Below are 20,237 nucleotides of genomic sequence, written 5' to 3' on the forward strand. Positions count from 1 at the left end.
CGCCGCCGGAACCTCACCGAGCGGCGGGTACTTGACGCACCTCCCGCAGGCCCGTCACGGCGCCTCGGCCTTGATGCCGTCCAGGAAGGGCTCCAGGGCCGCGCGCCAGGCCGTCGGCTGGTCGTAGTGGAGGTAGTGGCCGGCGTCGGGGATCTCCGCGTACTGGCCGGCCGGGAGGACGCGGACCATCTCCTGGGCCTCGGCCCGGCCCAGCTCGCCGTCCAGGCCGCGGACCACGAGGGTCGGGCAGCGCACCTGGGCCAGCTCCTCCCAGTGGGCGTCGTGGACCCAGGTCTCGCGGGCCGTCAGCATCTGGCGGCGGGAGAAGAGGGGGCGCCAGCCGTCCGGGGCCTCGTGCATGACCTCGGCGAAGAAGGCACCGCGGCCCGGGTCGGGGCGCTCCACCCGGGGGTCGTCCTCGCCGAACCAGCGGCGGGCCGCGTCCTGGGTGGGGAAGGGCAGGGGCCAGCGGTGGAACCAGTCCTCCCATTCCTGCTGGGAGGCCGCGCCGAGGGCCGAGGCGCGCATGTCGCAGATGACGAGGGCTTCGACCAGGTCCGGGCGGCGGGCCGCGAGCTGCCAGGCGGTGAGGGCGCCCATGGAGTGGCCGATCAGGGTCACGGGGGCCAGGCCGAGCTGCTCGACGACGGCCTCGGCGTCGGCCACGAAGGCCTCGCGCCCAAAAGAGGTGTGGACGTCGGGGCCTCCGGGCGGGCGGTCGCTCTGCCCGTGCCCGCGCTGGTCCAGGGCCACCACACGACGGTGCTCACGGAGCCAGCGGGCGGTGCCGGACCAGTGGAAGGCGCGGCCCATCAGCCCGTGCAATAACAGCACCCCGGGGCGGGGGTCGGCCTCGGCGGCCGTTTCGCGGAATTCCCAGGCGGCCAGGCGGACACCCCCGGCCCCTGTCACATCGATGCGCTGTACCACCGCAGATGCACCCCCTTCGCTCCCCGCCAGACTATCGAACCCGTATTCGAAAACAGGGTTCTCGCCGACAACACCGCTCTTTCGAGTGACCTTGCTCAAGGATTGGCCGCCGCTGCCGATGGAGATCCTTTCAACAGGGAGGCGGGCCGCTCGGGGAAGACGGTCCGAAGGGGAGACCTTGAGAGCTCGGGGCTCCGGGTCACAAAGGGGAGGACCGGTCCCGGCGCCGCAAGGCGCCGGGACCGCCCACTTCCCACCAGTCCAACGAACCGAGTCCGCTCCGGCAACGAATCGACGCCGGCGCTCGCGATCGCCCGCGCCGAGGCCGTGGAGGTCGTCCGGGTCGTCCAGGTCAGCGCTTCGCCACGAAGACGTGGGAGGCGACCTCCGCGCCCAGCTCGGCCGCCTCGCCGCCACTGCCGACCAGCACACCCCCCGGGGACTCCGTCACGCTCACCACCGAGCCGGGCTGTACGCCCGCCCGCCGGAGCGTGTACATCAGCTGGGCGTCCGTCTGGATCGGCTCGCCGATCCGGCGCACGACGACGGTCTTGCCCTCCGCACCCGGGTCGAGCTCGGACAGGCTGACCATGCCGTCCTCCAGGAACGGGTCCGCCTCGGCCTTCTCGCCCAGCTCCTCCAGCCCCGGGATCGGGTTCCCGTACGGCGATTCGGTCGGGTGGCGCAGCAGCTCCAGCACCCGCCGTTCCACCGCCTCGCTCATCACGTGCTCCCAGCGGCAGGCCTCGGCGTGCACCTGCTCCCACTCCAGGCCGATGACGTCGACGAGCAGGCACTCCGCGAGCCGGTGCTTGCGCATCACGCGCGTCGCCAGCCGTCGCCCCTCCTCGGTCAGCTCGAGGTGCCGGTCACTGGCGACGGCCACCAGGCCGTCCCGCTCCATCCGCGCCACCGTCTGGCTCACCGTCGGGCCGCTCTGGTCCAGCCGTTCGGCGATACGGGCGCGCATGGGGACCACACCTTCCTCCTCCAGCTCAAGGATGGTGCGGAGATACATCTCCGTGGTATCGATCAGTCCGGACATTCGTGCCCCTCGGATTGCGTGCGCTGGCCCTGCCCCCAATTCTGACGCATCGGGCCGACAACCGTCCCGTGCCGGGGGTCAAGACCGGTCCCGGACATCTCACGGCGTTCGTATTGACACGCCCTTGGTCCAGACCGCACGGTGAGCGGCGGACACGGACGCACCCCCACCTCCGGAAGGGCCATCGTCGTATGAGCGAGAGCAAGCTGGCCGGTCAGTTCTTCGACGCCGCCATCGGTCTGCTGGAACGGGTGCGGGACGAGGAGGCCCCGCACATCGCGGAGGCCGGCTCCCTCATCGCCGACGCCGTCGCCTCCGGCAACCGGCTCTTCGCCTTCGGCGCCGGACACTCCTCGCTGCCCGCCCAGGACGTGGTCTACCGGGCCGGCGGCATGGCCCTGATGAACTTCCTCGCCGTCCCCGGCACCGTCGGCATCGACGTCATGCCCGCGACCCTGGGCAGCGCCCTGGAACGGGTCGACGGCCTCGCCGGCGCCGTCCTCGACAGCAGCCCCGCCTCCGACGGCGACGTCCTCGTGATCATCTCCCTCTCCGGGCGCAACGCCCTGCCCGTCGAGATGGCCATGAACGCCCGCGCCATCGGCCTCAAGGTCATCGGCGTGACCTCGGTGGCGTACGCGACCGAGACCAAGTCGCGCCACGTCTCCGGCAGCTTCCTCAAGGACCACTGCGACGTCGTCCTCGACAGCAAGATCGCGGTCGGGGACGCCGAGCTCAGCATCGACGGCATCGACGCGCCCTTCGCCCCCGCCTCCACCGTCGTGACCAGCGCGATCATGCAGGCGGTCATGGCGGCCGCGGCCGGCGAGCTCGCCGGCCGCGGGGTGGAGCCACCGCTGCTGCGCTCGGGCAACGTCGACGGCGGCCACGAGTGGAACGGCCGCGTGATGCAGGAGTACGGCGACCGGATCTTCTTCCGCCACTGACCGAGCGGTCGCCGCGCCCGCGTCCCGTTCCTACGATGAACGGGTACGGAACTCGGGGCCCCGCACATCAGAGGTGGCCGGGCATGTCCGCCACTCCCGCCCCGAGCCGCTGAAGTTGACCAGTACCTCCCTGCCCACCGGCTCGGCCCTGCCCGAACCGCACGCGCAGGGCTACCCGGCCTTCACCCCCGGCAGCACCGTCACCGACGCCATCGACTGGAACCCCTCCTGGGCCTGGGCCGCCGGAGCCGTCGTCTCCGACCTCGACGAACTGCACACCTGGGCCCCGGCGCTGGCGGACGGCCGGCTGCTGACCCCCGCCACGCAGGCGCAGCGGCTGCGCACCGGGCCGGTCGGCGTGCCCGGGATCTCGTACGGCCTCGGCATCGCCGACGTCAACGGCCGGCTCGGGCACAACGGCGAGCTGCCCGGCTACGAGACCATCGCGGCCCAACTGCCGCAGCAGAAGGCCACGCTGGTCGTCCTGGTCAACTCCGACGTCGACCGCGGCGGCTCGTACAGCACCACGATCGGCCGGGCCGTCACGCAGATCGTCACCACGGACCACCTGTGGTCCCTGCCCTCCCCGTCCCAGACCGGCGAGAACCGGAACGGGAACGAGGGCGAGCGCTAGCCCGGCGGGTGCCCTCCCGCCGCCAGGTCCAGATCGGCGGCCACCCGAGCCGCGACCTCCTCCGCGTACTCCGCGTCCGCGCGCTCGAAGGCCACCCGCGTGGGCCCGCGCAGGAACGTCAGCGCCCCCAGGGTCCGCCCCCGGCTGCGCAGCACCGTGCACAGCACGTGCGCCGCGCCCTCGGGCCACTGGCGGGCCCGCGCCCACTCCGCGTCCGCCTCGCCGCGCGGGGCGCTGGTGCGCACCGAGCCGATCCGGTCCAGGGCCTGGAGGGCCGGATGCCCGGCCGCGTACCGGACCGGGATCGACCCGGGCCCCGGCAGCACCGGCGGGGACGCCGCGGTCCGTACGAGCCTTCGCCGCTCGGGGTCGGCCGCGGGATCCAGTACATCCAGCAGTGCGTGCTCGGCGAAACCGGCCAGGGCGAAGTCCAGGCGTACGGCGGCCGCCTCGGCCGGGTCCTCGCACTCGGCTGCGGCCCGCCCCGCACGGTGGAGCTGGTGCGACCGGAACCGCAGCTGCGCGGTGTCCAGCTGCTCCTGCCGGGCCTGGGTGACGTCCTGGAACAGCCAGCCGACGCCCAGCGGCACCGGCTCCTCCGCGAGCGGCGAGGCCAGCCGCAGGAACCCGCACCGCCAGCACCTGCGCCGCACCCCCTCGGCGGTCCGCACCGACACCCACATCTCCACCGGCGCGGGCGGCGCTCCCTCGGCGAGCACGTGCTGGAGTGCGCCCTCGAGCTCCTCCACGCCCTGGGTCAACAGCTCCCCGAGCGGGCGCCCGAGCAGGGCGGTGCGGCCGGTCCCGAAGGCGCGCGCGGCGTGCGCGTTGACCACGGCGGGCCTCAGGTCGACGTCGACGAGGACGACGCCCCACGAGGCGTCCTCCATCAGGGCCTCGCTCAGCGCGATGGACCGCTCCAGGTCGATCTGCGCGTGCACCTCGCTGAAGGCGCAGTACACCCCGGCGGGTTTTCCGTCCGCGCCCGGCACCCCGGCGGACTGCGTCCGTACGAGGACGCGCCCGCCGTCCTTGGTCAGCAGCGCGAACTCGTGCACCTGCCGGCCGGGCACGTGCTGGGCGGCCATGAGTCTGTCCTGCACGTCGTGCGCGTCGGCGGCCCGCACTGCCCACCCCTCGAACCCCTTGCGCCCCACGGCCTCGCCGGCGGACCAGCCGAGGATCCGCTCGGCCTCGCGGTTCCAGTGGGTGATCACGCCGTCGGCGTCGAACGCGCACAAGGCGGCGTCCATCCCGTCCAGCAGCGCTGCGAGCAGATCGCCTGCGGTCTCGTTACGTCCGGAAGCAGTCACCTGGCACCCCCAGCAGGTGTTCGCGTGTGCGGCACGTCGGATCATTCAACTGGAACGTGACGCAGCCCACACTGCTTTCCGCGGATTGGGTGCGGGAAATCCGGTCAGGAGCCGCCGAAGAGGATGTGGTAGCCGATGAACCCCGTCCCGACGGGGACGACGAGGGCGACGGCCACGACGACCCCCCGCCACCCCGTCAGCCACAGGGCGAAACGATCCGTCCGGTCCGTCCGCGCCGTCTGGCGCGCGATGTACGGCTCCGCCCGCGGGTCCGGCGCCCAGTCGGCCGGGCGCCGCTCCCGCAGGAGGGACCGAAGCACGGCGACTTCCAGGTCGAGGACCGGCAGCTCCTCGTCGTCCACGCACCTCAGGAGGACGCGCCGGCCGTCGGATCGATAGGCGTACGTGAGGGTCCTGGGTCCGGAGAGGATCTCGGGCACGGCAACAGTGCGGATGTCGTGGATACCGTCCCAGGGGAGCCGGCGCACGCGGCACCAGCTGCCCGTGGTGATGCCCTGATCGTCGACGGTGGTGAATCTGCCCGTCAGGCTGTACACGCCGAGTGCGGTGAGGAGCACGGCCAGGCTGGTGAGCAGCACCTTGACCTCACCGGACCAGGGCGCGTCCTGGAGCTTCAGGCAGAGGGCCCCCGCCCCAACGATGATCACGGCGTGAAAACGCCAGTCCCGCGGTCCCACCCGGTACTCGCGCGGCCGCATCACTTCCGACATGTCTCCCCCTTGGATCTTGCTCCGTACAGGCGCCACCCTCTCCCGCCGCGGCGGGGAAATAAACGGTTGTGGCTGCCGCGACGCCTGCCTAGTACTGCAACCGCATGTGTGGGTCGTGGCCTCGGCGTTGGTAATGGCAGCGGCGGGCTCGGGCCTGGCTGCGGCGCCGGAAGCGTGACCAGTGCAGACGGTGCTCGTTGCTGTGGCAGCGGGGCGTGACGACGACGTGCCCGATCATCCGGCGGATCTCCGGGACGCTGAGGGGTATGAGGTCTTGCTCGTCATCTCCGCTGCCCCTTTTGCGGCTTCTGCGGCACGGATGGCCGTGAGGTAGGCCAGGACGGCCATGGCCAGGGTGATGTGCCGGTACCAGGCCCGGTAGAGCCGCACCTGGTAGTGATCGAGCCCGCATTCACCCTTCGCGGTCTGGAAGCATTCCTCCACCGCCCACCTGGCTCCGGCGGTCCTGACCAGGTCTTTCAGCCGGGAAGTGACGGGGCCGTAGCAGACGTAGTAGGCGATGTCGGTGGGGTCGGACAGGTTGCGGCGGGCGAGCACCCAGTGCCCGGATCCGCCCTCCCCGGCGGGCCGGATCGCGACGCGGGCCCAGTGGTAGATCCGCTGGCCGTGGGCGCCTGCTCCGGCGGAGATCCGCTTCCATGCCTGCTTCGGCAGGGCCGCGATCAGCTCGTCGACGCGGGCGTCCCGGCCGTCGGCGGTGATCACGGTGTCGTTGACCTTGGTGGCCAGCACATACGCGGCCTGGCGTTCTTCCAGCCAGGCGCGGAAGTGCTTGACCTGCCCGTATGCCTCGTCCGCGGTCACCCAGGCGAAGGGAACAGCCGCGTCGATGGCGCGTTGCAGCATCCACTTGAGGTGCTCGATCTTCGTGGCGAACGGCACGGTGTCGTCGATCCCGGCTGCCCGGCAGCGGTCGCGGTCGTCCGTCCAGGACTTCGGGACGTAGAGTTCCCGGTCGATCAGCGCCCGCCCTTTGGCGGATGCGTAGGCGAGGAAGGTGCCGATCTGGCAGTTCTCGGTGCGGCCAGCGGTGCCGGAATACTGCCGCTGGACCCCTGCTGACCTGGTGCCCTTCTTCAGGAACCCGGTGTCGTCCCCGATGAGCACGCCATCCTTGGCGCCGATGGTCTCCACGACGAAGTCCCGGACATCGTCGCGGACCGCGTTCTCGTCCCATTCGGAGTGGTTGAGCAGGCGTTGCACACCGTCCGGGCGGAGCTGGCCGACCTGCTCGGCCAGCGTCCACCCGTTCTTCTTCTCTAGCGGCGCAAGCAGGCCCGTCATGTAGTCCAGAGCCCGATCACGTGGCTCCGACCTGCCAAAACGATGCCCGAACCGGGCATGCAACCCCGCTACACCCTCGGACCACGACTCGATCTGCTCAACCGTCAGCGATTCATCACACAGTCACAACAACGAGCAACCTCACCGACCGTCACGCCACATGCGGTTGCAGTACTAGGCTCGGACGTACACGAGAAGGGAGGTGGTTGCCGCAATGTACGGAAACCGGACGCGTGAGGTGGCTGCGGGCTAAGCGCCCGTCGTCGCACGCACCCAGTGCGGTGCCCGGCGGGATCGCCAGGCGCCAATCCACAGCAGTCACCCGACCCGCGGGCTCGCCGGTACGTCCGGCCGGCTTCTCCCACTGCAGGGGAGAGACCCGAGCCCGCGGGTCGCCTGCGTTCGCCGCTCCCGCTCGGGGCGGGGCCAGGGCAACCGCCCGGCCCCGCACGGCTACGGACAGAGCCGCTCGACGCGCCACTTGCCCGCGTCCAGGACGTAGCGCAGCCGGTCGTGCAGGCGGTTCTCGTGGCCCTGCCAGAACTCCACCTCTTCGGGGACCACGCGCAGGCCTCCCCATTCCGGCGGGACCGGGACCTGCTCGCCCTCCGGGTAGCGGGCGTCGAGCTCGGCGTAGCGGCGGTCCAGTTCCGCGCGGGAGCCGATCACGCTCGACTGTTCGCTCGCCCAGGCGCCCAGCTGGGAGCCGTGCGGGCGGGAGCGGAAGTACGCCGCCGTCTCGTCGCGGCCGATGCGGGACGCGGTGCCGGTGACGATCACCTGGCGTGAGATGGGGTGCCAGGGGAAGAGCAGGGCGGCGTGCGGGTTCTCGGCGAGTTCGCGGCCCTTGCGGGAGGCGTAGTTGGTGAAGAAGACGAAGCCGCGCCCGTCGAACTGCTTCATCAGCACCGTGCGCGAGCTGGGCCGGCCGTCGGCGGTGGCCGTCGAGACGACCATGGCGTTCGGTTCGAAGAGGTGCGAGTCCGCGGCCTGCTGGAACCACAGGGCGAACTGGTCCATCGGATGCTCGGCGAGGGTCTCCTCGAGGACGATTTCCGAGCGGTACTGCTTGCGCATCATGGCGGGGTCAATGTCCTGGTCGGTCACGCTGGCCATCCTGCCGCAGCCGGGCCGTCGGCGGTGTGCCGTATGTCACGCTTCCGCAGTCGAGGCGGAGCGGCCAAAATCTTGGGGCCGGTCCGAAGGTCCCCACGCGGGTGACCAACGGCCGTGCCGGGCATCAACGGGGATGACCGCGCCGGACCGCGAGTCACGCCGGGAGCCGCGCGTGTTCGCACTATCTGAGGAGCCGCCTGATGTCCGACTTCGTACCCGGGCTCGAAGGGGTCGTCGCGTTCGAGACCGAGATCGCCGAACCGGATAAGGAAGGCGGTTCCCTCCGCTACCGCGGGGTCGACATCGAGGATCTCGTCGGGCACGTCTCCTTCGGGAACGTCTGGGGCCTCCTGGTCGACGGTGCCTTCAACCCCGGCCTGCCCGCGGCCGAGCCCTTCCCCATCCCGGTCCACTCCGGTGACATCCGCGTCGACGTGCAGTCCGCGCTCGCGATGCTCGCCCCCGTGTGGGGCCTGAAGCCGCTGCTGGACATCGACGAGCAGACCGCCCGCGACGACCTGGCGCGCGCGGCCGTGATGGCGCTGTCGTACGTCGCCCAGTCCGCCCGCGGCCAGGGCCTGCCGATGGTGCCGCAGCGGGAGATCGACAAGGCCGAGTCCGTGGTCGAGCGGTTCATGATCCGCTGGCGGGGCGAGCCGGACCCGCGGCACGTCAAGGCCGTCGACGCGTACTGGACCTCGGCCGCCGAGCACGGCATGAACGCCTCCACCTTCACCGCGCGCGTGATCGCGTCGACCGGCGCGGACGTCGCCGCCGCGCTCTCCGGCGCCGTGGGCGCCATGTCCGGACCGCTGCACGGCGGCGCGCCCTCCCGCGTGCTCGGCATGATCGAGGAGATCGAGCGCACCGGCGACGCCGTGGCGTACGTGAAGAAGGCCCTGGACAAGGGCGAGCGGCTGATGGGCTTCGGACACCGCGTCTACCGCGCCGAGGACCCGCGGGCCCGCGTGCTGCGCCGCACCGCCAAGGAACTCGACGCGCCGCGCTACGAGGTGGCCGCCGCGCTGGAGAAGGCCGCGCTGGAGGAACTGCACGCGCGCCGTCCCGACCGGGTGCTGGCCACCAACGTGGAGTTCTGGGCCGCGATCATGCTGGACTTCGCGGAGGTCCCGGCGCACATGTTCACCTCCATGTTCAGCTGCGCCCGCACCGCCGGCTGGTCGGCGCACATCCTGGAGCAGAAGCGCACGGGCCGCCTGGTGCGGCCGTCGGCCCGCTACACGGGCCCGGGCCGGCGCAACCCGCAGGAGATCGAGGGCTACGAGGACATCGCCGCGACCGCGTAAACGCGTCAACGGGCAACCGCTGGGCGCCGTATCCCGATACGGGGATGCGGCGCCCCGTCGTTTCCCCCCGCCCTCTCCCCGGCCGGGGCCCTCAGGCCAGGGCGGCGTCGAGGATGCGGGCCCACTGGGCCACCACGCGGGCCCGGCGGGCCGTGTCGTCGGTGAGGACGTTGGCCAGGCCCAGGCCGCGGGCCATGTCGAGGAGCCCCTGCACCGTCTCCCGTACGCCCGGCGCGGACTCGTCGGCGCCCAGCAGCTCCACGGCGATGCGGTGGGTCTCGCGGCCGACCCGGGCCTCCAGTTCGGTGACCCGGGGGCGCAGCTGCTCCTCGTTGGAGGCGGCGACCCACAGCTGGAGCGCGGCCCGGAACAGGGTGCCCGTATACAGGTCCACCAGCGCCTCCACCACGACGGGGCGGGCGGCCGGGCCCGCGTGGAACAGGTCGCGCAGGGCCGTGGACCGCTCCTCTGCGACGTACTCGACGGCCGCGGTGAACAGGTCCTCGCGGGTCGGGAAGTGGTGCTGGGCGGCGCCGCGCGAGACGCCGGCCCGTTCGGCGACGACGGAGACGGTGGAACCGGCCCAGCCGTGTTCCGCCAGACAGGACACGGCCGCCTCCAGCAGGTGGCGGCGGGTGACGCGGCTGCGCGCCTGCTTGGGGCCGGCCGCGCCGGTCACAGTGCCCATGACGGTTCCCGGCGCTCGAAGCGGGCGGTGATGCCCTCACGGGCCTCGGCGGACGCGAACAGCTCCCCCGACAGCTCCGTCAGACGGGCGCCGTCGCGCTGCAGTGCCTCGCGCACGGCGGCGGCGGTCAGCGCCTTGGTCGCGGCCAGGCCCTGCGGGGAGGCCTTGCGCAGGCCGGCGAGTACGGGCTCCAGGGCCTCGTCCACGTCCTCGGCGTGCAGGGTGAGCAGCCCGATCCGGGCGGCCTCGGCGGCGTCGAAGGCCTCGGCGGTGAGGAAGTAGCGGGCGGCGGCGCGCGGGTCCAGGCGCGGGAGCAGCGGCATGGAGATCACCGCGGGGGCGAGGCCGAGGTGGGTCTCGGTGAAGGCGTACGTGGACTTCGGCCCGGCGGCGGCGATGTCGCAGACGCCGAGCAGCCCGAGACCGCCGGCCCGGACGTGGCCGGTCACGCGGGCGAGCACGGGCTTGGGCAGCTCGGCGATCTCGCGGAGCAGGGCCAGGAAGTCGGCGGGGGCGCTGGGGGACTTGAGGTCGGCCCCGGAGCAGAAGGTGTTGCCGGTGTGGGTGAGGACCAGGGCCCGGACCCCTGGGTCCGCCCCGGCGGCGGCGAGGGCGGCGCGGGTCGCGGCGACGAGCTCTGCGGAGAGGGCGTTGCGGTTGGCCGGGGAGTCGAGGGTGAGGGTGGTGACTCCGGCCGCCGTTGTGACGGGCACGAGTGGGGCCATGTCTCCTCCGGAGGGGGTGTGCGGGTGAGGGCGGGATCCTCCCAGGGGAGGGTAAGCGGGCCGCCTGCGGCTCGGCTTCCTGGGGCTCCGCCCCAGACCCCGCGCCTCAGACGCCGGCGAGGCTGGACGTGGCCGGCGATCGAGGCGCGGGTCCGGGCGGGGCCCGGGGAACGGTGGAAGGGTGGGGCGGGGAGGGCCCCGCGCGGCGGGTGCGGTCAGTAGGACTTGGGGAGGCCCAGGGTCTGGTGGGAGACGAAGTTGAGGATCATCTCGCGGCTGACCGGGGCGATCCGGGCCACGCGGGAGGCGGTGATGAGGGAGCCGAGCCCGTACTCGCGGGTGAGGCCGTTGCCGCCGAGGGTGTGGACGGACTGGTCCACCGCGCGGACGCAGGCCTCCCCCGCCGCGTACTTCGCCATGTTCGCCGCCTCCCCCGCCCCCATGTCGTCCCCCGCGTCGTACAGGCGGGCAGCCTTCTGCATCATCAGGCGGGCCAGTTCGAGCTCGATGTGCGCGGCGGCCAGCGGGTGGGCCACGGCCTGGTGCGCGCCGATGGGCTCCTTCCACACCTGCCGGGTCTTCGCGTAGTCCACGGCCTTGGCGAGGGCGTAGCGGCCCATCCCGATGGCGAAGGCGGCGGTCATGATCCGCTCGGGGTTGAGTCCGGCGAACAGCTGGAGCAGGCCCGCGTCCTCGTCGCCGACGAGCGCGTCGGCGGGCAGCCGTACCTCGTCGAGGACGAGCTCGAACTGCTTCTCCGCGGCCTGGAGTTCCATGTCGATGACGGAGCGGGAGAAACCGGGGGCGTCGCGGGGGACGATGAACAGGCAGGGCTTGAGGCTGCCGGTCCGGGCGTCTTCCGTGCGGCCGACGATCAGGGTGGCGTCGGCGATGTCGACGCCGGAGATGAAGACCTTGCGGCCGGTGAGGATCCAGTCGTCGCCGTCGCGGCGGGCCGTGGTGGTGATCCGGTGGGAGTTGGAGCCGGCGTCGGGTTCGGTGATGCCGAAGGCCATGGTGCGGCTGCCGTCGGCGAGGCCCGGGAGCCAGGCCTGCTTCTGGGCCTCGGTGCCGAAGCGGGAGATGACCGTGCCGCAGATGGCGGGCGAGACGACCATCATCAGGAGCGGGCAGCCCGCCGCGCCCAGTTCCTCCAGGACGATGGACAGTTCGGCGATGCCGCCGCCTCCGCCGCCGTACTCCTCGGGCAGGTTGACCCCGAGGTAGCCGAGCTTCGCGGCGTCGGCCCACAACTCGTCGGGGTGGCCGCCTTCGCGGGCGACGCGGGCGAGGTACTCGCGGCCGTAGCGCTGCCCGAGAGCGGCGACCGCCGTGCGCAGGGCCTGGTGCTCTTCGGTCTCGACGGTGCTGGTGGCGGAGCTCATGACAGCGTTTCCTCCTGGACTACGGCGAGCAGGGCACCGAATTCGACCTGTTGGCCGGTGACGGCGTGGAGCGCGGTGAGCGTGCCGGAGGCGGGAGCGAGGATGCGGTGCTCCATCTTCATGGCCTCCAGCCAGAGCAGGGGCTGCCCGGCGGTGACGGGGCTGCCGGGGGCGAGGCCCTCGGCGATGCGGACGACGGTGCCGGGCATGGGGGCCAGCAGGGAGCCCGGTTCGGTCCGGTCCTGGGGGTCGGGGAAGCGGGGGACGGGGGTGAGGGTGTGGGCACCGAGTACGGAATCCACGTAGATCTCGGTCGCGTCGTCCCTGTTCGCATCGCGTTTCACGTGGAACACCCGCCGGATTCCCTCGATTTCGAGGGTGACGAGGGCGGGGGTGGCGGCCAGGACCCGGATACCGGGGTGGTCGACGAGCCGGCCGGCCTGGTAGCGGACCTCGTACTCGGCACCGGCCACCGCGTAGCGGCGGATCTGCGGCTGGGAGCGGACGTTGCGCCAGCCGCCGAGGCGGGCGGCGAGCGGGGCGTCCGGGGCGGGAGCCGCCTCGGCGAGGGCGCCGGCGAGGGCCGCATGCGTGGCGTCCGGTGCCCCCTGGGTGAGGGCGTCGAGGTGGCGCTCGTAGAAGCCGGTGTCGAGCTGCCCGGCGGTGAACTCCGGGTGGCGCAGGGACCGTACGAGGAGTTCTCGGTTGGTGGTGAGCCCGTGGATGCGGGCTCCGGCGAGGGCGTGGGCGAGGGCCCGTACGGCCTCGGCGCGGGTGGGGGCGTGGGCGATGACCTTGGCGAGCATGGGGTCGTAGTGGATGCCGACCGTGTCCCCGTCGGTGAATCCGGTGTCCACGCGGACGTCGCCGGGGACGGCGAGGGTGTGCAGGGCGCCGGTCTGCGGACGCCAGTCCTGGGCCGGGTCCTCGGCGTAGAGGCGGGCCTCGACGGCGTGGCCGGTGGGCTCCGGCGGCGACGGGGGCAGGGCCTCGCCCTCGGCGACGCGCAGCTGGAGGGCGACGAGGTCGAGGCCGAAGACGGCTTCGGTGACGGGGTGTTCGACCTGGAGGCGGGTGTTCATCTCCAGGAAGTACGGGCGTCCGTCGGCGGTGACCAGGAACTCGACGGTGCCGGCGCCCCGGTAGGAGACGGCGCGGGCGGCGGCGACGGCGGCCGAGTGGAGCTTCTCGCGCAGGGCTTGCGGCAGGCCGGGCGCCGGGGCCTCCTCGATGACCTTCTGGTGGCGGCGCTGGAGCGAGCAGTCGCGGGTGCCGAGCGCCCAGACGGTGCCGTGGGCGTCGGCGAGGATCTGCACCTCGACGTGGCGGCCGCGCTCGATGTAGGGCTCGGCGAAGACCTCGCCGTCGCCGAAGGCCGAGCGGGCCTCGGCGCAGGCCCCGTCGAGGGCCTCCTTGAGGCTGCCGAGGTCGCGGACCACGCGCATCCCGCGTCCGCCGCCGCCGGCCGCGGCCTTCAGGAGCAGGGGCAGGTCCGCGGGGGTGGCGGCGGCCGGGTCGACGGGGTCGAGGAGCGGGACCCCGGCGGCGCGCATCAGGTCCTTGGCCCGGGTTTTGGAGGCCATGGCCTCGATGGCCTCGGGCGGCGGGCCGATCCAGGTCAGGCCGGAGTCCTGGACCTCGCGGGCGAAGCCGGCGTTCTCGGAGAGGAAGCCGTAGCCGGGGTGGACGGCGTCGGCGCCGGCGGCGAGGGCGGCCTTGATGATCAGGTCGCCGCGCAGGTAGGTGTCAGCGGGGGCCGCGCCGGGCAGGCGTACGGCCGCGTCGGCGTCGCGCACGTGCAGGGCGTCGGCGTCCGGGTCGGAGTGGACGGCGACGGTGGACAGGCCCAGGGCTCGGGCGGTGCGGAAGATCCGTACGGCGATCTCGCCGCGGTTGGCGACGAGCAGGGAGCTGATCGGCTGGGTCATGTGCGGGCTCACATCCGGAAGACGCCGAAGCCGCCACGGGCGCCCTCGACGGGGGCGTTGTGGACGGCCGACAGGCACAGGCCGAGGACGGTACGGGTGTCGCGCGGGTCGATGACCCCGTCGTCGTACAGCCGCCCGGACAGGAACATCGGCAGGGACTCGGACTCGATCTGCGCCTCGACGAAGGCGCGCATCCCGGCGTCGGCCTCCTCGTCGTACGGCAGCCCCTTCGCGGCGGCGGACTGCCGGGACACGATGGAGAGCACTCCGGCCAGCTGCTGGGGGCCCATGACGGCGGACTTGGCGCTGGGCCAGGCGAAGAGGAAGCGGGGCTCGTAGGCGCGGCCGCACATGCCGTAGTGGCCGGCGCCGTAGCTCGCGCCGATGAGCACGGACAGGTGCGGGACCTTCGAGTTGGAGACCGCGTTGATCATCATCGAGCCGTGCTTGATGATGCCGCCCTGCTCGTACTCCTTGCCGACCATGTAGCCGGTGGTGTTGTGGAGGAAGAGCAGCGGGATGTCGCGCTGGTTGGCGAGCTGGATGAACTGGGCGGCCTTCTGGGACTCGGCGCTGAACAGCACGCCCTGCGCGTTGGCGAGGATGCCGACCGGATAGCCGTGGAGGGTGGCCCATCCGGTGACCAGGCTCGTGCCGTAGAGCGGCTTGAACTCGTCGAAGTCGGAGGCGTCGACGATGCGGGCGATGACCTCGCGCGGGTCGAAGGGCGTCTTGAGGTCGGGCGGGACGATGCCGAGGAGTTCCTCGGGGTCGTACTTCGGCTCCTGCGCCGGGGCCGGATCCGTGTGGGCCTTGCGGTGGTTCAGCCGGGCGACGACGCGGCGGGCCTGGCGGATCGCGTCGTACTCGTCGAGGGCGTAGTAGTCGGCGAGACCGGAGGTACGGGCGTGCATGTCCGCCCCGCCGAGGGACTCGTCGTCGCTCTCCTCGCCGGTGGCCATCTTGACCAGCGGCGGACCGCCGAGGAACACCTTCGAACGGTCCTTGATCATGATGGTGTGGTCGGACATGCCGGGGACGTACGCGCCTCCGGCGGTGGAGTTGCCGAAGACGACGGCGACGGTCGGGATCCCCTCGGCCGAGAGCCGGGTGAGGTCGCGGAAGATCGCGCCGCCCGGGATGAAGATCTCCTTCTGGGAGGGCAGGTCGGCGCCCCCGGACTCCACGAGGCTGATGCAGGGCAGGCGGTTCTGCCGGGCGATCTCGTTGGCCCGCAGCGCCTTCTTCAGCGTCCAGGGGTTGCTGGCGCCGCCGCGGACGGTCGGGTCGTTGGCGGTGACCAGGCACTCGACGCCCTCGACGGTGCCGATGCCGGTGACCATGGAGGCGCCGACGGGGTAGTCGCTGCCCCAGGCGGCCAGCGGGGACAGCTCCAGGAACGGGGTGTCCGGGTCGAGCAGCAGCTCGACGCGCTCGCGGGCCAGGAGCTTGCCGCGCTGCTTGTGGCGGGCCGTGTACTTCTCCCCGCCGCCCGCGAGGGCCTTGGCGTGCTCGGCGTCGAGGGCGGCGAGGCGTTCCAGGGCGGCGGTACGGGCCTGCGCGTGCTCGGGGGCGTGCGGGTCGACGGTGGTGCGGAGGCGGGTCATGGGCCGGTCCCCTCCGGGGCGGTTTCGGGCAGCAGGTGGGTCGGGATGTCGAGGTGGCGGGCACGGAGCCATTCGCCGAGGGCCTTGGCCTGGGGGTCGAAGCGGTGGCCGGAGGCGACGCCGGCGCCGAGGATGCCGGTGATGGTGAAGTTCAGGGCGCGGAGGTTCGGCAGCGCGTGACGGGTGACGGGGAGACCGGCGGTCTCGGGGAGCAGGTCCTGGAGGGTCTCCACCGTGAGGGTGTGGTGCAGCCAGTCCCATGCGGCGTCGGACTCGACCCACACGCCGATGTTGGCGTCGCCGCCCTTGTCTCCGCTGCGGGCCCCGGCCAGTGCCCCAAGGGGGGCGCGGGTGGTGGGCCCTGCGGGGCTCTCCCCCACCCCGCGCCTTCCCGAAACCGGGGACTCCGCCCCCGGACCCCCGTCCCAGGGCTCCGCCCCGGACCCCGCGGGGGCTCCGCCCCCGAACCCCCGCGCCTCAAACGCCGGCGAGGCTGGATTTCCAGCCCCTCCGGCGTTTGAGGAGGGGGGTCCGGGGCGGAGCCCGAGTTCGGGAAGGGGCAGGGTGCGGGAAAGGCCCCCCGCAGCGGGCACCGGCAGGCGGGTGCCGTCCGCCAGGACCGCCACGTGGGGGACGGACTCCGCCGGGGCCAGGGTCGAGGTGAAGACCCCGTACGGCTGGGCCGGGCCCGGTGGGGTGGTGACGTGGAAGCCCGGGTAGCTGCCCAGGGCCAGTTCGATCGCCGTCGAGGTCAGGGCGCGGCCCACCCGGTCCGGGGACGGGTCGCGGACCACCAGCCGCAGCAGGGCGCTGGCCGTCTCCTCCGTCGGGGCGTCCTCGTGGTCGGTGCGCGCGAGCGTCCAGTCGGCGGCGGCCACGCCCTCCAGGGCCTCGGACAGCTGCGTGCGGACCAGGGCCGCCTTCGCTTCGACGTCCAGGCCGGTCAGGACGAAGACGACCTCGTTGCGCCAGCCGCCGATGCGGGTGACGCCCACCTTGAGGGTGGACGGCGGGGGTTCGCCGAGCACGCCGCAGACGCGGACGCGGTCGGGGCCGTCCGGGGAGAGGCGGACCGTGTCCAGGCGGGCGGTCACGTCGGGGCCGAGGTAGCGCACGCCCTGGGTCTCGTAGAGGAGTTGGGCGGTGACGGTGCCGGGGGTGACGGCCCCGCCCGTGCCGGGGTGTTTGGTGATGACCGCCGAGCCGTCGGCGGAGATCTCCGCGAGCGGGAACCCGGGGCGGCGGACGTCGTGCGCGGTGAAGAAGGCGTAGTTGCCGCCGGTGGCCTGGGTTCCGCACTCCAGGACGTGGCCCGCGACCACCGCCCCCGCCAGCTTGTCGTAGTCGTCCGGGGCCCAGTCGAACCACCAGGCCGCCGGGCCGCTGACCAGCGCCGCGTCGGTGACCCGGCCGGTCACCAGCACGTCCGCGCCGGCCCGCAGGCAGGCGGTGATCCCGGCGCCTCCGAGGTAGGCGTTGGCGGTCAGTGCCCCGTCCTCGTGCGGGGTGAGGTCGTCGCCCTCGACGTGGGCCACGGTGACGGGGACGCCCACCTTGGCCGCCAGGGCCCGTACGGCGTCGGCGAGTCCGGCCGGGTTGAGACCGCCCGCGTTCGCGACGATCCGCACGCCCCGCTCGTGTGCGAGCCCGAGCCCCTCCTCCAGCTGGCGCAGGAAGGTCTTGGCGTAGCCGAGGTCCGGGTTCTTCAGGCGGTCGCGGCCGAGGATCAGCATGGTCAGCTCGGCGAGGTAGTCCCCGGTCAGCACGTCGAGCGGGCCGCCGGTCAGCATCTCGCGCACGGCGTCGAAGCGGTCGCCGTAGAAGCCGGACGCGTTGCCGATGAGGAGCGGGCGGTCGGCAGGGGGCCGGCCGGCGGGGGGCCGGGGCGTCATCGGGCGGCCCCCGGCTCGCGCCCCGCGCCCGCCGGGCCGGCGAAGGCCTGGGCGATGTCCAGCCAGCGGTCCGCGTCGGGGCCGGTCGCGGTGAGGGCCAGGTCGGCGCGGTGGGCCCGCTGGGTCACCAGGAGGCAGAAGTCGAGCGCCGGGCCGGTGATCCGCTGCGGGGCGTCCGGCGGCCCGTACGTCCACACCCCGGCGCCGTCGGGGGCCGTCAGCTCGACCCGGAACTCCTCGGCTGGCGCGGGCAGTCCGCGTACGGCGTAGGCGTAGTCGCGGGCCCGTACGCCGATCCGCGCCACGTGCCGCAGCCGCGCGGTCGGGGTGCGGTGCACGCCGAGCGCGTCGGCGACGTCCTGGCCGTGCGCCCAGGTCTCCATGAGTCGGGCGCTCGCCATGGAGGCGGCCTTCATCGGCGGCCCGTACCAGGGGAACCGGGTGTCGGGCGAGGCTGCGGCGAGCGCCTCGTCCAGGGCGGCGCGCGTGGCCCGCCAGCGGGCGAGCAGTTCGGCGGGCGGCAGCGCCGCGCCCTCCTCCGCGCCCTCGTCGACGAAGGAGTCGGGGGCCTTCAGGGCTTCCTCGACCATGAGCCCGAAGCCGGCGGCATCGGTGAGGGAGAGCAGTGAGGCCCGGTCGGTCCAGTGCAGGTGGGCGATCTGGTGGGCGATGCTCCAGCCGGGCGCGGGAGTGGGCCGGGCCCAGTCGGCCGCGGACAACTCCCCTACCAGGGCTTCGAGTTCACGACCCTCCTCGCGCAGATCGGCAAGGACGGCGACGGCGGCGTCGACGGCGGACGGATCGGGCACGGTGCGCTCCCCTCTCGGCGTGAGGGAAGACTGGCAGCACCCGATAAAACAATCAAGCACGCTTGCATGATTTTCTCGGAAGGCGGCACCTTCCCGCCACCCGCACCAAACCGCGGCAGCAGAAGGGGAGTTGCCGCGCCGCCCAGCCGACCGCAGGTCCCGCGGCGCGGCGGCCGCCGGGCACGGAGGGGCGATTCAGGCCGTAAGCCGGAAACTCGCGATACGTCACCGGATGTCCCGTCGATACTGAACGTTCCGCTCCGGGCCCGGGCGAGCGCACCACGTTCGATCCACGACGAACGACACTCACCCAAATGCACTATCACTCACAAGAGCGAATCAAAGGACCAACAGTGCCCGACCCCTCCCCCGGCTACCGCCGGAGGTGCCCCCGGCGGCCGCCGGGGCGGGCGTACGGGTCAGGGACGGCGGGAGAAGTCCATCGTCCAGTTGTGCAGCCAGGTGTCGCCCCCGTCGACCGAGAAGAACTGTTCCCAGCGCGGGGAGCCGGACGTGGTCCCCGACCACACGAACCGCACGCGCACCGCCTTCCCGGCATGCGTGTCCTCACCCTCGAAGACGCCCTCGCCGTCCGTGAACCGCCCGATGACGGGCGGGAAGAGCGTGCCGGTGCGACGGCTCGACCAGTACAAGGACCACTGCGCGCGCTCACGGTCGAACAGCCGCAGGGTGAGACCGCCGAAGCCCTTCGTCGGGAAGTCGATCTCGTCGAAGCTGGCGCCGCCGTCGAAGTGCCGCGAAACGTGGGACACGGCCGGGAACTCCTCCCACGCACTGTCCGCGTCGAGGAAGTCGGCGCGCCGGCGGTTGGCGACGTCCCAGGTGCCGATGAGGAAGTCGAAATCGTTCATGCGGGGACCGTAGGACCGCTCTCCTGACATCTTGTGTCAGTGAAGTCCAGCCGGCTCCTCTCGATCCTCCTCATGCTCCAGACCCGGGGCCGGATGACCGCCGCCGAGCTCGCGCAGGAGCTGGAGGTGTCCGTCCGTACCGTCTACCGGGACGCCGAGGCGCTGGCCGCGGCGGGCGTCCCGCTGTACGGGGACGCCGGGCACAGCGGCGGCTACCAGCTGCTCGCCGGCTACCGGACCAGGCTGACCGGGCTCAGCACGGGCGAGGCGGAGGCCCTGTTCCTGACGGCCATGCCGGGTCCGGCGGCCCAACTCGGCCTCGGCGGCGCCCTGTCGGCCGCCCAGCTCAAGCTCCGCGCCGCCCTGCCGCCGGAGTTGCGCGAGCAGGCCGACCGGATGCGGCTGCGCTTCCACCTGGACGCCCCGGGCTGGTACGCGGAGCACGAGGAGACCCCGTACCTGCCGCAGGTCGCCGACGCGGTGTGGCGGGGCCGGGTCATCGAGGTGCGCTACCGGCGGTGGAAGGAGCCGCGCGAGGTGGAGCGCCGCCTCGCCCCGTACGGCCTGGTCCTGAAGGCGGGCCGCTGGTACCTGGTCGCAGGCCCGGAGGGCCCCCGTACCTACCGGGTCGACCAGATCCTGTCGCTGCGCGGGACGGACCGGGAAGCGGAGCTCCCGGACGGCTTCGACCTGGCGGAGCACTGGCGACGGACCCAGGCCGACTTCCACGAGCGGCTGTACCCGGAAGAGGCCCTGGTCCGGCTCTCCCCGCGCGCCGCGGCCGCGCTGGCCGGCCCCCAGGCCCGCGCCCTCGCCTCCGGCTCACCGGACCCCGATCTCCCGGGCTGGATCCGGGCGGTGCTCCCGATCGAGTCCGAGGACCACGCGCAGGCGCAGTTCCTCGCCCTGGCCGCGGACGCCGAGGTCCTCGCCCCTCCCTCCCTGCGCTCCCGCATCAAGGCCGCCCTGACGGCGACGGCGGCCCGGTACGCATAGGAGAAAA

Annotated in this window: 18 protein-coding genes; 4 read left to right on the top strand and 14 right to left on the bottom strand. The window is 72.9% G+C overall.

What is annotated here, in order from left to right; translation table 11 throughout:
• Positions 1-54: 54 nt before the first annotated feature.
• Together OG332_RS19165 and OG332_RS19170 are read right to left on the bottom strand one after the other, a co-directional pair.
• Positions 55-930 carry an alpha/beta fold hydrolase gene (locus tag OG332_RS19165; protein ID WP_327414635.1) on the bottom strand — a complete coding sequence of 292 codons (876 nt, stop codon included), beginning with the start codon at positions 928-930 and terminating at the stop codon, positions 55-57.
• 352 nt (positions 931-1,282) lie between these two features.
• Positions 1,283-1,975 (bottom strand): metal-dependent transcriptional regulator, encoded by a 693-nt coding sequence (locus OG332_RS19170; protein WP_327414636.1) that lies wholly within the window; start codon positions 1,973-1,975, stop codon positions 1,283-1,285.
• Positions 1,976-2,166: 191 nt separating this feature from the next.
• Between OG332_RS19170 and OG332_RS19175 the strand changes: the two genes are divergently transcribed.
• Positions 2,167-2,922: an SIS domain-containing protein gene (locus OG332_RS19175; protein WP_327414637.1), complete on the top strand. Its 756-nt coding sequence runs from the start codon at positions 2,167-2,169 to the stop codon at positions 2,920-2,922.
• A gap of 115 nt (positions 2,923-3,037) precedes the next feature.
• Positions 3,038-3,556: a serine hydrolase gene (locus tag OG332_RS19180; RefSeq protein ID WP_327414638.1), complete on the top strand. Its 519-nt coding sequence runs from the start codon at positions 3,038-3,040 to the stop codon at positions 3,554-3,556.
• Here the strand turns inward: OG332_RS19180 and OG332_RS19185 are convergent.
• From OG332_RS19185 to pdxH, 4 genes are all read right to left on the bottom strand, one after another.
• Positions 3,553-4,869: a PAS domain-containing protein gene (locus OG332_RS19185; protein WP_327414639.1), complete on the bottom strand. Its 1,317-nt coding sequence runs from the start codon at positions 4,867-4,869 to the stop codon at positions 3,553-3,555. The two genes, OG332_RS19180 and OG332_RS19185, sit on opposite strands and share 4 nt — an antisense overlap.
• 104 nt (positions 4,870-4,973) lie before the next feature.
• Positions 4,974-5,600: a PH domain-containing protein gene (locus tag OG332_RS19190; protein WP_327414640.1), complete on the bottom strand. Its 627-nt coding sequence runs from the start codon at positions 5,598-5,600 to the stop codon at positions 4,974-4,976.
• A 234-nt stretch (positions 5,601-5,834) separates the two neighbouring features.
• Positions 5,835-6,998 (bottom strand): IS701 family transposase, encoded by a 1,164-nt coding sequence (locus OG332_RS19195; protein WP_327419298.1) that lies wholly within the window; start codon positions 6,996-6,998, stop codon positions 5,835-5,837.
• 360 nt (positions 6,999-7,358) lie between these two features.
• A complete protein-coding gene (gene pdxH / locus OG332_RS19200; protein WP_327414641.1) occupies positions 7,359-8,021 on the bottom strand; it encodes a pyridoxamine 5'-phosphate oxidase in 663 nt (220 codons plus the stop codon).
• 200 nt (positions 8,022-8,221) lie between these two features.
• On the opposite strand from pdxH, the gene OG332_RS19205 reads away from it, so the two are divergent.
• Complete coding sequence (locus tag OG332_RS19205; RefSeq protein WP_327414642.1) at positions 8,222-9,328, top strand: citrate synthase 2; 1,107 nt, start codon at positions 8,222-8,224, stop codon at positions 9,326-9,328.
• 91 nt (positions 9,329-9,419) lie between these two features.
• Here the strand turns inward: OG332_RS19205 and OG332_RS19210 are convergent, their stop codons facing one another.
• The 8 genes from OG332_RS19210 to OG332_RS19245 all read right to left on the bottom strand — a co-directional run bounded on the left by OG332_RS19210 (position 9,420) and on the right by OG332_RS19245 (position 19,234).
• The gene (locus tag OG332_RS19210) at positions 9,420-10,016 is read right to left on the bottom strand and encodes a TetR/AcrR family transcriptional regulator (RefSeq protein ID WP_327414643.1); all 597 of its coding nucleotides are present in this window, start codon (positions 10,014-10,016) and stop codon (positions 9,420-9,422) included.
• On the bottom strand, positions 10,004-10,741 hold the full coding sequence (locus OG332_RS19215) for an enoyl-CoA hydratase family protein (protein ID WP_327414644.1): 738 nt from the start codon (positions 10,739-10,741) through the stop codon (positions 10,004-10,006). The genes OG332_RS19210 and OG332_RS19215 overlap by 13 nt, the downstream gene beginning before the upstream one ends.
• A gap of 215 nt (positions 10,742-10,956) precedes the next feature.
• Complete coding sequence (locus tag OG332_RS19220) at positions 10,957-12,126, bottom strand: acyl-CoA dehydrogenase family protein (RefSeq protein WP_327414645.1); 1,170 nt, start codon at positions 12,124-12,126, stop codon at positions 10,957-10,959.
• Positions 12,123-14,054 carry an acetyl/propionyl/methylcrotonyl-CoA carboxylase subunit alpha gene (locus OG332_RS19225; RefSeq protein ID WP_327414646.1) on the bottom strand — a complete coding sequence of 644 codons (1,932 nt, stop codon included), beginning with the start codon at positions 14,052-14,054 and terminating at the stop codon, positions 12,123-12,125. The genes OG332_RS19220 and OG332_RS19225 overlap by 4 nt, the downstream gene beginning before the upstream one ends.
• Positions 14,055-14,062: 8 nt before the next feature.
• Positions 14,063-15,661 (bottom strand): acyl-CoA carboxylase subunit beta, encoded by a 1,599-nt coding sequence (locus tag OG332_RS19230; protein WP_327414647.1) that lies wholly within the window; start codon positions 15,659-15,661, stop codon positions 14,063-14,065.
• Complete coding sequence (locus OG332_RS19235; RefSeq protein ID WP_327414648.1) at positions 15,658-17,553, bottom strand: acyclic terpene utilization AtuA family protein; 1,896 nt, start codon at positions 17,551-17,553, stop codon at positions 15,658-15,660. The genes OG332_RS19230 and OG332_RS19235 overlap by 4 nt, the downstream gene beginning before the upstream one ends.
• Positions 17,550-18,362: a TIGR03084 family metal-binding protein gene (locus tag OG332_RS19240; RefSeq protein ID WP_327414649.1), complete on the bottom strand. Its 813-nt coding sequence runs from the start codon at positions 18,360-18,362 to the stop codon at positions 17,550-17,552. Before OG332_RS19240 ends, OG332_RS19235 begins: the two co-directional genes overlap by 4 nt.
• A 419-nt stretch (positions 18,363-18,781) precedes the next feature.
• Positions 18,782-19,234 carry a hypothetical protein gene (locus OG332_RS19245; protein WP_327414650.1) on the bottom strand — a complete coding sequence of 151 codons (453 nt, stop codon included), beginning with the start codon at positions 19,232-19,234 and terminating at the stop codon, positions 18,782-18,784.
• A gap of 39 nt (positions 19,235-19,273) precedes the next feature.
• Here OG332_RS19245 and OG332_RS19250 point away from each other — a divergent pair, with 39 nt between their 5' ends.
• Entirely contained in the window at positions 19,274-20,230 is a 957-nt protein-coding gene (locus OG332_RS19250) for a helix-turn-helix transcriptional regulator (RefSeq protein WP_327414651.1), read from the top strand.
• The last annotated feature ends 7 nt before the right edge of the window (positions 20,231-20,237 follow it).

Source organism: Streptomyces sp. NBC_01233 (assembly GCF_035989305.1).
Classification (GTDB): Bacteria; Actinomycetota; Actinomycetes; order Streptomycetales; family Streptomycetaceae; genus Streptomyces.